We start from the raw sequence: 12549 nt of genomic DNA on the forward strand, positions 1-12549 counted from the left end.
TGATAACCTACCTTTCCAAAAAGTATTGACGTAGCTTAGCAAAAAAGTGAAACGGACGTTTCGTTTGCTCCTCGTGTTCTTCTTTTACTAAGTAGCGATCCGTCATTTGCATAAGCGCCTTACTCGCCTTTGCACTAGGGTCAAATAAAAGAAAAGGCGTTTGCCGAATAACTGCGGTGCTTACTGTTCGGTCTTCGGGTATATATCCTAATGCATGTAATTGTTTTCCTAAAAACCGCTTCGCCACTTGTTTTAAACGTTGCAACGTTTCTGTTCCTTCTTTATCCGAACGTGCGCGATTGACTAACACATAAATCGGAAGTTGCGGATCTGCTAAATGAATGTACTTCATTGTTGCATATGCATCTGTTAAAGCTGTCGGTTCAGGTGTCGTTACGATGAAAATATCATCCACAGCCTTGAGCAGCTGAAGACGGTCTTCAGACATACCAGCTCCCATATCGAAAATGAGATAGTCGTATTGCTCGGAAACAAGTTGCAATTGTTCAATAAAATATTCGACTTTTTGCTCATCCATATGAAAAATTTCTGTTAATCCCGTTCCCCCCGCAATAAACGACAACTGCTCTGGTCCTGTTTTTATAATATCATGAATGGTGACGTCTGGACGAAAAATATCGATGATCGTACGAGAAGATGTATGTCCAAGCAAAATATCAATATTCCCCATACCAATATCCATATCAAACAACAATACATGTTTCCCTCGTTGGCGCAATGCTAAGGAAAAGTTTAACGAAACGTTCGATTTTCCAACGCCACCTTTGCCACTCAATACAGCAATCGCTTTCGTTTCTGCTTCATGTTGCATTTTTTTCACACGTAAACGTAAGCTTTCCGCTTGATCTCTCATCATCGTTGCTCGACCCCAGTAACCATATTTGCCACAAGCTGTGGAGTAGCTTCAACAATATCATCAGGTACGTTTTGCCCGTGCGTCATATACGCTGCACCGATGCCGCACTGGATCATCATATTTAACATCGCTCCGTGTCGACTCGTTTCATCGACTTTCGTAAAAATAAATTTATGAATCGGAATAATGGAAAACTGTGTGTAAATGTCTTTCATATCTCGCCATTTTGCTGTAAGCGACAATACAAGAAACGTTTCCATTTCTTCATTAAAATCAATCATTTCTTTTAAATCGTTCACATATTGGGCATTGCGAAAATTTCGTCCAGCTGTATCAATAAATATAATATCGTATGACGCGAGCTTTTCTTTCGCTTGACGAAAATCGTCGAGATTGTAACATACTTCAAGTGGAACATTCAAAATTTTAGCATATGTTTTTAACTGATCAATTGCCGCAATACGATACGTATCTGTCGTAATAAACGCTGCTTTTTTTCGATGTTTAATGACGCAATCGGCAGCCATTTTCGCAAGTGTTGTCGTTTTACCAACACCCGTCGGTCCGACAACGTTCACGAATTTTTTTTGAAACGACATGCCGCCAAACGAAAGAGAAGATAATGCGTGAACGATTTCTTCATGAAGCCATTGCTTCACTTCTTCATACGACGCATTTGCTCCAGACGTGTACCAACGTTGCAACAAGGTAGACATAAACATAGCTCGCACATCATCGCTTATTTCTTGATCGATTAAATGCCCATCGATCATCTTTAACGGGGTCGGATAAAGTTCTCCTCCATGTGACAACTGATGAATCGTTGCCTTTAATTCATGAATTTCTTTTAATAGCTGTTCATCACGCATCGGTTCTGTGCGCTCTTTTCGTTTTTCTTTTATTTTTTGAACAGGCGGAGTGGCTGGTTTCGGATCAACAGCAGCAATCACTTCGATATTTTTCCGGGCAAACAACCCAAGAAAACCTTTTTTGTGTACAACTTTCGAGTTTAAAATGACGGCATCATTGCCGAGTTCAGCTCGAATCATTTTCATCGCTTCTGGCATTGATGAAGCTACAAACTTTTTCACCTTCATTCCACATTCACCACCCCAACACTTTGAACTTCCACATTGGCTTCAAGTTCATTATACGACAATACCGGAACGTGACGGAAATATCGCTCCGTTAATTGTCTCACATACATGCGCACAGCCGGTGAGCAAAGCAAAATAGGCGATTGATCTTGAAAAGGAAATTGCTCAATTTGCATCGCAATCGCTTCAATAATTGCTTGTGAAACAACGGGATCGAGCGCTAAATAATTACCGTGCTCCGTTTGTTGCACACCTTCTGCAATCATTTTTTCGACTTTCCCTGATAACGTAATGACACGTAACGGTTGACCTTCAACCACATATTGGCTCGTAATTTGACGGGCGAGTGCTTGACGAACGTATTCTGTTAAAAGATCTGGATCTGTCGTCATCCGAGCAAAATCCGCAAGCGTCTCAAAAATGACCGGCAAATTGCGAATCGATACTTTCTCACGTAATAAATTCGCCAGCACTTTTTGAATGTCGCCTACCGATAACGGGTTTGGTGTCACTTCTTCAACTAAAATAGGATACGATTCTTTCACATGATCAATGAGCTGCTTCGTTTCTTGACGGCCGAGCAACTCATGCGCATGCGCTTTTAACAGCTCGGTTATATGTGTTGATACGACAGACGGAGGATCAACAACTGTATATCCAAACATTTCAGCTCGTTCTTTCATTTCTTCAGAGATCCATTTTGCCGGTAAGCCGAACGCTGGCTCAACTGTATCGATTCCTTCAATCGAATCATCTTCAATGCCTGGGCTCATCGCCAAATAATGATCAAGCAGCAATTCCCCTCGTGCCACTTCATTTCCTTTAATTTTTAGTCGATATTCATTCGGTTGCAGTTGAATGTTATCGCGAATACGAACAACGGGAATCACGATACCAAGCTCTAAAGCGAGCTGACGGCGGATCATCACGATACGATCTAGCAAATCCCCACCTTGATTAGCATCAGCGAGCGGAATTAAGCCGTATCCAAACTCGAACTCAATCGGATCAACGCTTAATAAACTAACAACACTTTCTGGGCTTTTCATTTGATCCATTTCTATTTCTTCTTCTGTTTCTTCCGGTGTTGTTTCAGACACATGCGCTTGTTTTGTTAATTGATATGCTCCAAAAGCAAGCAAAGCCGCGATCGGCATCGTTAACAAATCATAAATGGGCGTCAACAATCCGAGTAAAAAAATCGTTCCTGCTGTGACATATAGCATTTTCGGATAAGCAAACAGCTGCCGCATAATGTCGGCACCTAAGTTATCATCGGAAGCGGCACGCGTGACGACAATCCCTGTCGCAGTTGAAATTAATAGCGCTGGAATTTGGCTAACGATTCCATCTCCAACAGTTAATAATGTGTATCTTCTTGCCGCTTCCCCAATATCCATGCCTTGCTGTACCATCCCAATGACAATTCCGAATAGCATATTAATTAGAACAATAATAATTCCTGCGATGGCATCACCTTTAACGAATTTGCTTGCTCCGTCCATCGCACCATAAAAATCAGCTTCTTGCGCAACTTTTTCGCGTCGTTCTCTCGCTTGTTGTTCAGAGATGATGCCCGCATTTAAATCCGCATCAATACTCATTTGTTTTCCGGGCATCGCATCGAGCGTAAAGCGCGCCGCAACTTCAGATACGCGCTCTGCCCCTTTTGTGATGACAACGAATTGAATAATAATTAAAATTAAAAACACAACGAAACCAACAACAACATTTCCACCAATAACGAACGTTCCAAACGTTTCAACAACTCCTCCTGCTTCTCCTTTACTTAAAATCGAACGAGTCGTTGAAACGTTTAAACCGAGGCGAAATAATGTAAGCAAAAGGAGAAGCGAAGGGAAGATCGAAAATTGGAGCGGTTCGCGCATATTCATTGATGTTAAGAGAACGAGCAACGCAAGAGAAATATTCATAATGATGAGGACGCTAAGCAACCATGATGGTAGAGGAATGATGAGCATCGCTACAATTAATACAACCATAAGTAATACAGATAAGTCCCTTGCCGACATAAACGTTCTCTCCTGTCTACATACATGAAATTAAAGTTTATTTTTCGTTTTATAGACGTACGCTAAAATTTCCGCCACCGCTTTAAAAAACGCTTCTGGAATGACCATCCCGACATCTGTTTGATCGTATAATGCGCGAGCGAGCGGACGATTTTCAACGATCATGACATCGTTTTTTTTAGCAATATCTTTTATCTTTTGCGCCATATAGTCTGCCCCTTTAGCGACAACGATTGGGGCATCTGCTTGTTGTTCATCATACTTTAACGCAACTGCAAAATGTGTCGGGTTTGTAATGACGACATCTGCTTTCGGTACTTCTTGCATCATGCGGCGCATCGCCATTTCCCGTTGCTTTTGCTTAATGCGCGATTTAATTAACGGGTCACCTTCTGTCTTTTTGTATTCATCTTTAATGTCTTGCTTTGACATACGAATATTTTTTTCAAAATCGTACCGTTGATACAAATAATCGAACATTGAAAGAAACAGTAAAGCGACAGAAGCAGCAATCCCCATTTGAATCGTTAAACGTCCAAGCGTGGCCGCAATCGCTCCAATTGATTTATGGGATAGCAATAAAATATCGTCGATGTGTAGCCATAAAACAGAAAAAGTTACAACACCAACAAACAATACCTTTAAAATGGACTTTAACAATTCCACAAGCGCACGAAGTGAAAATATGCGCTTAAACCCTTGGATTGGATCGAGTTTACTTAATTTCATTTGCAGCGGTTCGGTCGTGAATAAAAAACCAACTTGCACAAAATTAGCAAATAGCGCCGCAGCAATGGCGGCTAAAAAAATTGGTCCAACGAGCATAGCAAGTTGTCGCAAAAGATCAATGAAAATAAGCTGCACAGAATCGACCGTGACGTCCATAAAAAAGTAATGTTGAAACGACTGGCGAAATAGCCGCACAACCGCATCTCCCCATACGCCCGAAGAAAACGAGAGAACGAGGAAAACAACGAGCATTAAAAAGGCAGCGGTCGCATCCGCACTTTTTGCTACTTGTCCTTTTTTGCGCACTTCTTGCCGTTTTCTCGGCGTTGCTTTTTCTGTTTTTTCTCCGGCGAAAAACTGCAAATCAACGGACAGCCAACTCACGTTACGCGCCTCCTAATAGTTTCATCATGTTGCGCATCGACATAAAAGTGAGTTCAAACAGTTGTTTGGTGACGACAAACATGCTTGAAAATACAATGACAAACAAAACAAAGCTAACGATAATTTTTACAGGTAGCCCAATAACAAAAATGTTCATTTGTGGAACGGTGCGCGCTACAATGCCAAGCGCTACATCAACTAAAAATAAACAACCGACAATCGGAATGGCCATTTGCAATGCAATAACAAACATCGCTTGAAATAAACGAACGACTTGTTCTGCAATTTGTCCATTTCCGAAAGAAATGAGATGTTCGACCGGAATGAACTGATAGCTATAAAAAATACCGTCTAACAACAAATGATGTCCATTGACGGCAAGCAAAAAAAACAAAGCAAGCGTGTATAAATATTGTCCCATTAATGGGCTTTGGGCGCCTGTTTGCGGATCGATAACGTTTGCAATCGCAAATCCCATTTGGAAATCAATGAATCCGCCTGCAATTTGAATCGCTGACATAATCATAAAAGCCACAAGCCCAATAAGTAGCCCGACGAGCACTTCTTTCATTAGCAGCATCATATACGTTCCGTCAATATTTAATGGCTTTGGATCGAGTGAAAAAAACATGAGCCAACTGATAAAAAAAGCAAAACCGATTTTATGAACGCTTGGTATGTTTCGATACGAGAAAAGCGGCATCGTCACAAAGAACGAAGCGACGCGCGCAAAAATGAGCAAAAATGTCGGTACATACGTGTATAGCTCCATACGCTTCATCCTACAAATTTACTTAAGTTATTAAAAATGTTGTATGCATATGAAATCATGCGCGAAAGCATCCACGGTCCGAAGAAGACGAGACCGAGTAACACCGCAACAATTTTCGGTACAAATGCTAACGTTTGTTCTTGAATTTGCGTCGTCGCTTGCAAAATACTAACAAACAATCCGATTGCAAGAGCAAGCAACATAAGCGGACCGCATATGACAAGCACCATATATACACCGCGTTCCGCTACTTGAATGACAAAATCGGGACTCATTTTTCCCACCTACTTTTAAAAGCTTTCTAATAATGATTTCACGACTAAATACCAACCGTCCACCAAGACAAACAATAAAATTTTAAACGGCAACGAAATCATGACCGGCGGTAACATCATCATTCCCATCGACATTAATACGCTTGCGACAATCATATCAATGACTAAAAACGGAATGAATAACATAAAGCCGATCTGAAACGCTGTTTTTAGTTCGCTAATCGCAAAAGCGGGAACGAGCGCTGACATCGGAATGTCTTGTACCGTTTTCGGTTGTTCAGCCCCTGCGTAGCTTAAAAATAAAGCTAAGTCTTTTTGACGCGTATGTTTACTCATAAATTCTTTTAGCGGTGCTTCAGCTCGTTCATAAGCTTGCTCTAAATTAATTTTTTCATCAAACAATGGCTGCAAGGCGTCACGATTTATTTGTTGAAACGTCGGCGCCATAATAAAAAATGTTAAAAATAGCGATAGCCCGATAATGACTTGGTTTGGCGGCATTTGTTGCGTGCCGAGCGCTGTTCTAACAAATGATAAAACGATGACGATGCGCGTAAACGATGTCACCATAATTAAAATGCCTGGCGCAATCGACAAGACCGTCAAGAGCAACAACAGTTTGACGGATGTTGCTACGTTTTCGGGCGCACTATTATTAAAAAACTGCATGACTTCATTCATGTGAATCCCTTTCTTTTTCTAGCGCTCTCATCGCCTGTTTTCGCTTCTCAGCCAATTGTTGTAATTCTCGATCAAACAATTGGCGAAAACGAGGTTCGTTTGTTTTTCGTTGCAAAAGCGATTGGAGCGATTTCCATACGTTCGTATCAAGCAATGAATCAAGACGCGCTTCATGTTGTTTAAGCAACTCTTCAATTTCTTGTTCATCCGTAATTTCTTTCAATAAGTGAATCGACTCGCCTACACCGACAACAAATACGCGTCGACCGACTTTCACGATTTGAATCGTTCGATTCGTTCCTAAACTTGTTCCACCTAAATGTTGGATAAGCCCTTTTCGCTCATAAAATCGGTTTTGTTTATTTAACCATTTTAAAAGCGCATATAACAAAAACACAACAAAAGCAGTTGCAACAATCAGTTTGACAAAATCCCAAGCTGTAATTGGAGACGGTTGGGCAACGTTTTCTGATTCCGTTGCCTTGTCCGTTTGTTGTTCTTTACACTTTTCTGGATGCTCTACACATTCTTTTACGCTATTCGTTTGTTCTGCAAAAGCAGGAGAAACTGCTTGCAGAACAACGAACGCGCACAACATGATGATGCGAATATAGCGCAATGAATTCCACCTCTAACCGAGCGTTTTGTTAATCGCTTCAATGACACGATCTGCTTGGAACGGCTTAACAATAAAATCTTTTGCTCCCGCTTGAATGGCATCAATAACCATCGCCTGTTGCCCCATCGCAGAACACATAATGACTTTAGCGTTGCTGTCAATTTTTTTAATTTCTTTCAGTGCCGTAATGCCATCCATTTCTGGCATCGTAATGTCCATTGTAACTAAGTCTGGGCGAAATTCTTTATACTTTTCGACCGCTTGCGCTCCATCAGCTGCCTCTGCGACAACTTCGTGCCCATTTTTCGTTAAAATATCTTTAATCATCATTCGCATAAATGCTGCATCATCAACAATTAAAATTCTCGCCATTCTCCAAAAACCTCCCAAATTATCGTAATTTGTTTAACCGATCGCTTTGGCTAATAATACTTGTCACACGCACCCCGAAATTTTCATCAATGACAACGACTTCGCCTTTCGCGATCAATTTATTGTTTACTAAAATGTCAACCGGTTCACCAGCCAGCTTATCGAGTTCAATAATGGAACCTGACGATAAACTTAAAATATCTTGTACAGAGCGCTTCGTTCGCCCGAGCTCCACCGTCACTTGCAACGGAATGTCAAGCAACATGTCGAGATTGCGCGATTCCGCTTCTGGCAATGGCGCTGGTTCAAAACTTGCAAAAGCAACAGGCTGGACGTTGACAGGCTGCTGTACTGCTCCCGTTCCAAAATGTTGAGGAGCTTCTTTTTGCGTTTGTTGAGCCGGTGAAGGCGCTGGTTGCGTTTGTGCGGATGGCGCGGTTTGACGTGGCTCATTCGTATTTATTGTAGCCGATGTTTGTGTCTTTGTACTAGACGGATTTAATAAATTTTCGACTAATTCTTTTGCAAAATGAATGGGCAACAATTGCATAATGTTAGAATCAATTAAGTTACCTACTTTTAAACGGAACGATACTTTTACAAGCACGTCGTCCGGCGGTAAATATTCAAATCCTTCGCCTTCTGATAAATCAAGTAAGTGTAAGCTTGGTGGTGAAATATCAACTTTTTTACTAAAAATTGTGGACATCGATGTCGCAGCTGAACCCATCATTTGGTTCATCGCTTCTTGTACAGCGCTCAGTTGAATTTCATCCATAAAGGCAGGCGGGTTTGTACCATCTCCACCCATCATTAAATCTGCGATAATCGCAGCATCAGATTGTTTAATGACAAGTAAATTTGTTCCTAAAAACCCTTCCGTATAGCTGACTTGAATCGCAACGTACGGATGCGGAAACTCTTCTGCCACGCGCGCACGTTCAATGAGTGAAACGTTCGGCGTCGTAATTTCAACCTTTTGATTTAATAACATCGATAACGCTGTCGCTGAACTACCAAATGAAATATTTCCAATTTCACCAAGCGCATCTTGTTCAATTGGTGTCAATACTTCATCGATCGACATTGTACTAGACGGCATCGGGTCTTCGTCAATTCCTCGCAACAACGCATCAATCTCATCTTGAGATAACATATCGTCACTCATCATCGCCGTCTTCCCCCTTTATTACATCTAAAATTTGTACTGCTAATCGTTTATTCATTTTTCCCGGCTGCCCGATAAATTTCGGCACATCCCCCACCTTAATGATGAGCGGATCTCGCACCGTTTGATCAAGTTGAATGACATCACCAACGGAAAGTTGCAAAAACTCTTGTACGGAGATGCTCGATGTACCAAGTTCTGCGATCATCGGCACTTTCGTTTGCTTTAATCGTTTTTGTAGCGTCGCAACTTCCTCTGGTTCACGCTCTTTTTTTTGCGTTTGCATCCAATAATGAACAGATAATTTCGGGATAATCGGCTCTAATACAACGTGTGGGATACAAATGTTAATCATTCCACTCGTATCACCAATTTGTGTATTTAACGAAATAACAACAACCGTTTCATTCGGTGACACCATTTGTAAAAATTGTGGATTGACTTCAAAATCTGTGAGCATCGGATCGATATCTGCCACGGACTCCCACGCTTCACGCAAGTTGCTAAACGCTTTTTCAAACAAACTGGACATAATTTTTGTTTCAATTTCAGTTAAATTTTCGATTTTATTTAAACTTACTCCTCTACCGCCTAATACGCGATCAAGCATCGCATAAGCGATATTTGGGTTGACTTCTAACAGCACGCGTCCATCAAGAGGAGGGACTTCGAATACCGTTAAAATTGTCATTTTCGGAATGGAGCGAATAAATTCCTCGTACGGCAATTGGTCAGCCGATGCGACTGAAATTTGCACGTATGTTCGCAACTGCGCTGAAAAAAATGTCGTTAACAATCGAGCAAAGTTTTCATGTATGCGCGTTAAACTGCGAATTTGGTCTTTTGAAAACCGCAATGCTCGTTTAAAGTCATACACTTTTACTTTTTTCTCTGCTTCTTCCTTTTTCAGCTCATCCGCGCTCATCTCTCCAGCAGATAGCGCCGCAAGCAAAGCATCTATTTCACTTTGTGATAAAACTTCTCCTGACACCGTTCTCACCTCCTACTCCTATTCATTTTATTTACTGGAGAATAAAGGAGGTTATATAAATTTTCTCAACTTTTCCTTCTTGCATAAGTTCATTTATGCGTTCGCGCAGTTTTTTCTCTAAAAGAAGCTTTCCTTGTTTTCCTTTAAACTGCTCCGCTGTCATTTCTGATAATTCTTCAATAATGATATTTTTAATTTGAAAATCGCGTTTTTCTGCTTCTTCTTTTGCTTTTTCGCTATCTGTTTGAATTTTAAACGCAATTTTAATAAAGCTTCCGTCCATTAAATTGGTCATGATCTCGGGCACATCAAACGAGCTTGCAACAATTTCATCGACCGACGGCTCTTTCGGTTCATCATTCCCCATAAATTTCATAACGACAACAAGGGCGACGACGCTAACAAGCGTAATCACTCCCATAACAATTAACATGATCTTTAACATTTTATTGTCCTTCAACGTCGGATCCCTCCGCCTCTCTCCTTAATCCGAGAACAGAAATGTTACGATAAAACGTTTCTACTAATAACATAACATCTTCCACAGACTCCCGCACGACAAACTTTTTGCCATTCGTTAATGTAATGGTCGTGTCTGGGAACGCTTCAACTTGCTCTATGTAAATGGCGTTTAACGTAAAAGGTTTACCGTTTAACCGCGTTAATCGAATCATTATGTATCGGGGGCAAACGCCCCCGTCCCCCCTTTATTTATTATTTCTTCAAGTTGACAAGCTCTTGTAAAATTTCATCCGACGTTGTAATAATGCGCGTATTCGCTTGGAATCCGCGTTGGGCAACGATCATTTCTGTAAACTCTTCAGATAGATCGACGTTCGACATTTCTAATGCCCCGGAAATAATTTCACCTGCGCCGTTTAAACCAGGTCGTGATAACTCATTAATCGTCAATCCATTGGCATTTCGGTCGAGCTTACCAGAGTTGTTTGTTTCTTTAAACGTATTTCCTCCCATTTTCTCTAAGCCGCTCGGGTTCGGAAATTGTGCTAATAAAATTTGTCCTGCAATTTTTAATTGTCCAGAACTATCAATAAATGTCACTTTTCCGTCCGCCGTAATCCCGAAACTTTTCGCCGTCTTCGGAATTTGAATCAATCCCGGTTCAAAGCTTGTCACATTTCCGTATTTCGGCTCGCTGTAGTCTTGTAACACTTGTTGGACACTTTCGACGAACCCGCTAATTCCTTCTAAATAAGGACCCATCATTTTTTCAGCTTCCGCTAACGTATCCGGCCAATCGGCCTCGTTTTCTGGAAGGAGCGGAACAGGATTGATACTTGCTTTAGGGGATACGCGGTCATTAAAATAACTTCCGGCCGCAGCAAGCGTTGTATCGTTCGGATCTGTCTTCCCTGTTATTTTTTCATTTAGATTTTTTAGTTCATTATTAAAATTTTTGATAAAATTAATAAAATCTGTTTGTGTAGTTGGGTTGTTATCAGGATCTTTAGTAAATTCATCTTTCCATTTTTTTATAAAGTTTACAAGACCATTCGTGCTATTCAGAAATGCATCCAAATCACGTCTTGCTTGAGCCACATGAGGAGCATTTGTAATCACCGTATCTACATCTTTAATCGCTGCTTCCCCAATTAAATATTGTCCGTCCGAATTAACGATATAACCGTATTCATCTAAATAAAAGTTACCAGCACGTGTAAAGCTTAAGTTAAAAACACGGTCAATTGGAACTCCTGTATTCACTTTATTTGTTCCTAATTTCCCAGCTGGTCCATCCATACTAATTAGTGTTACATCATTAATCGATCCAACGACGAAAAAGCCGTCGCCACCAAGCGCCAAGTCAAGTGGACGTGAGGTCGTTTGTGTCGAACCTTGTGTATGAATTGTTTCGATCGAGCCGAGCCCGCTTCCTAAACCGATTTGTTTGCCGTTTATTCCCCCGCGTGTCCCTGTTGATGATGTCGCAGCTGAAATTTGTTGGGAAACGAGATCTTTAAATGTGACGCGCGCTTTTTTGTAGCCATACGTGTTGACGTTAGAAATATTGTTACCAATCACGTCTAATTTATATTGAAAGTTACGAATACCACCAATTCCAGTGAACATGGAACGTAACATAATAATCCTCTCCTTTTCGTTGTTTGAGCGGCTTCTGTCATTCCGCACGCTCGAAGGCTTCCTGTAAAGGTCCGGCCTTATATAATAATGGCTCCATTAATATTTGTGAACAATTGGCTCTGTGCCTCTTCACGATGCATCGCTGTAATGACCGTTTGATTCACAGCGCTCACGATTAAGGCCGCTTCATCTGTAATGACGAGCGAATCGCGCACACCTTTTTGTTTTGCCTCGACAATTTTTTGTCCGATCATCGCCCATTGTTCCTCGTTAATGTGAATATTTCGTTCTTGTAACCGCTGCTGGGCATGTTTGCTTATTTTTAATGCTTTTCCTGCTTCAGCAAGCGCATCGCGAAACGACTGCCGCTCCGTGGAAACGACTGTCTGTTTTTGCGACGGAATCAATGGGGTGTGCGGAAAAAACTGAATGCGATTCATTTTTTTCA

General features: G+C 41.2%; 15 protein-coding genes. All 15 read right to left on the reverse strand.

Translation table 11 applies throughout. The annotated features are described in order from the left end of the window. Positions 1-7: 7 nt before the first annotated feature. The 15 genes from HNQ82_RS02890 to HNQ82_RS02960 all read right to left on the reverse strand — a co-directional run bounded on the left by HNQ82_RS02890 (position 8) and on the right by HNQ82_RS02960 (position 12541). Positions 8-877 carry a MinD/ParA family protein gene (locus HNQ82_RS02890; RefSeq protein ID WP_183247020.1) on the reverse strand — a complete coding sequence of 290 codons (870 nt, stop codon included), beginning with the start codon at positions 875-877 and terminating at the stop codon, positions 8-10. Continuing rightward, positions 874-1974, reverse strand: a complete 1101-nt coding sequence (gene flhF / locus HNQ82_RS02895) for a flagellar biosynthesis GTPase FlhF (protein ID WP_183247021.1) — start codon at positions 1972-1974, stop codon at positions 874-876. The genes HNQ82_RS02890 and flhF overlap by 4 nt, the downstream gene beginning before the upstream one ends. Next, entirely contained in the window at positions 1971-4007 is a 2037-nt protein-coding gene (gene flhA, locus HNQ82_RS02900; protein WP_032099706.1) for a flagellar biosynthesis protein FlhA, read from the reverse strand. The genes flhF and flhA overlap by 4 nt, the downstream gene beginning before the upstream one ends. Before the next feature lie 30 nt (positions 4008-4037). After that, on the reverse strand, positions 4038-5120 hold the full coding sequence (gene flhB / locus HNQ82_RS02905; protein ID WP_183247023.1) for a flagellar biosynthesis protein FlhB: 1083 nt from the start codon (positions 5118-5120) through the stop codon (positions 4038-4040). A 1-nt stretch (position 5121) separates the two neighbouring features. Continuing rightward, on the reverse strand, positions 5122-5901 hold the full coding sequence (gene fliR / locus HNQ82_RS02910) for a flagellar biosynthetic protein FliR (RefSeq protein ID WP_183247025.1): 780 nt from the start codon (positions 5899-5901) through the stop codon (positions 5122-5124). Beyond that, the gene (fliQ, locus tag HNQ82_RS02915; protein WP_183247027.1) at positions 5898-6167 is read right to left on the reverse strand and encodes a flagellar biosynthesis protein FliQ; all 270 of its coding nucleotides are present in this window, start codon (positions 6165-6167) and stop codon (positions 5898-5900) included. The genes fliR and fliQ overlap by 4 nt, the downstream gene beginning before the upstream one ends. Positions 6168-6182: 15 nt before the next feature. Beyond that, entirely contained in the window at positions 6183-6848 is a 666-nt protein-coding gene (gene fliP / locus HNQ82_RS02920; protein WP_006323082.1) for a flagellar type III secretion system pore protein FliP, read from the reverse strand. Continuing rightward, on the reverse strand, positions 6841-7467 hold the full coding sequence (fliZ, locus tag HNQ82_RS02925) for a flagella biosynthesis regulatory protein FliZ (RefSeq protein ID WP_183247029.1): 627 nt from the start codon (positions 7465-7467) through the stop codon (positions 6841-6843). Before fliZ ends, fliP begins: the two co-directional genes overlap by 8 nt. A 12-nt stretch (positions 7468-7479) precedes the next feature. Next, positions 7480-7839, reverse strand: a complete 360-nt coding sequence (cheY, locus tag HNQ82_RS02930; protein ID WP_003394872.1) for a chemotaxis protein CheY — start codon at positions 7837-7839, stop codon at positions 7480-7482. 19 nt (positions 7840-7858) lie between these two features. Further along, entirely contained in the window at positions 7859-9010 is a 1152-nt protein-coding gene (fliY, locus tag HNQ82_RS02935) for a flagellar motor switch phosphatase FliY (RefSeq protein WP_183241545.1), read from the reverse strand. Continuing rightward, on the reverse strand, positions 9000-9998 hold the full coding sequence (fliM, locus tag HNQ82_RS02940) for a flagellar motor switch protein FliM (RefSeq protein WP_035047045.1): 999 nt from the start codon (positions 9996-9998) through the stop codon (positions 9000-9002). Before fliM ends, fliY begins: the two co-directional genes overlap by 11 nt. A 31-nt stretch (positions 9999-10029) precedes the next feature. Further along, complete coding sequence (gene fliL, locus HNQ82_RS02945) at positions 10030-10443, reverse strand: flagellar basal body-associated protein FliL (RefSeq protein ID WP_183247031.1); 414 nt, start codon at positions 10441-10443, stop codon at positions 10030-10032. Position 10444: 1 nt separating this feature from the next. Continuing rightward, positions 10445-10672: a flagellar FlbD family protein gene (locus tag HNQ82_RS02950; RefSeq protein WP_183241549.1), complete on the reverse strand. Its 228-nt coding sequence runs from the start codon at positions 10670-10672 to the stop codon at positions 10445-10447. A gap of 40 nt (positions 10673-10712) precedes the next feature. Next, positions 10713-12101 carry a flagellar hook-basal body complex protein gene (locus tag HNQ82_RS02955; RefSeq protein WP_055441137.1) on the reverse strand — a complete coding sequence of 463 codons (1389 nt, stop codon included), beginning with the start codon at positions 12099-12101 and terminating at the stop codon, positions 10713-10715. A gap of 77 nt (positions 12102-12178) precedes the next feature. Beyond that, entirely contained in the window at positions 12179-12541 is a 363-nt protein-coding gene (locus HNQ82_RS02960; protein WP_183247033.1) for a TIGR02530 family flagellar biosynthesis protein, read from the reverse strand. Between the last annotated feature and the right edge of the window lie 8 nt (positions 12542-12549).

This window comes from Anoxybacillus tengchongensis, from assembly GCF_014201585.1.
Taxonomy (GTDB): Bacteria; Bacillota; Bacilli; order Bacillales; family Anoxybacillaceae; genus Anoxybacillus; species Anoxybacillus tengchongensis.

Excerpts from the sequence above, each read along its gene's own strand:
- fliL (WP_183247031.1), bottom strand. The coding sequence starts at position 10,443 with ATGTTAAAGATCATGTTAATTGTTATGGGAGTGATTACGCTTGTTAGC.
- flhA (WP_032099706.1), bottom strand. The coding sequence starts at position 4,007 with ATGTCGGCAAGGGACTTATCTGTATTACTTATGGTTGTATTAATTGTA.
- fliQ (WP_183247027.1), bottom strand. The coding sequence starts at position 6,167 with ATGAGTCCCGATTTTGTCATTCAAGTAGCGGAACGCGGTGTATATATG.
- HNQ82_RS02950 (WP_183241549.1), bottom strand. The coding sequence starts at position 10,672 with ATGATTCGATTAACGCGGTTAAACGGTAAACCTTTTACGTTAAACGCC.
- flhF (WP_183247021.1), bottom strand. The coding sequence starts at position 1,974 with ATGAAGGTGAAAAAGTTTGTAGCTTCATCAATGCCAGAAGCGATGAAA.
- HNQ82_RS02890 (WP_183247020.1), bottom strand. The coding sequence starts at position 877 with ATGATGAGAGATCAAGCGGAAAGCTTACGTTTACGTGTGAAAAAAATG.
- cheY (WP_003394872.1), bottom strand. The coding sequence starts at position 7,839 with ATGGCGAGAATTTTAATTGTTGATGATGCAGCATTTATGCGAATGATG.
- fliY (WP_183241545.1), bottom strand. The coding sequence starts at position 9,010 with ATGATGAGTGACGATATGTTATCTCAAGATGAGATTGATGCGTTGTTG.
- HNQ82_RS02960 (WP_183247033.1), bottom strand. The coding sequence starts at position 12,541 with ATGAATCGCATTCAGTTTTTTCCGCACACCCCATTGATTCCGTCGCAA.
- fliP (WP_006323082.1), bottom strand. The coding sequence starts at position 6,848 with ATGAATGAAGTCATGCAGTTTTTTAATAATAGTGCGCCCGAAAACGTA.
- fliR (WP_183247025.1), bottom strand. The coding sequence starts at position 5,901 with ATGAAGCGTATGGAGCTATACACGTATGTACCGACATTTTTGCTCATT.
- HNQ82_RS02955 (WP_055441137.1), bottom strand. The coding sequence starts at position 12,101 with ATGTTACGTTCCATGTTCACTGGAATTGGTGGTATTCGTAACTTTCAA.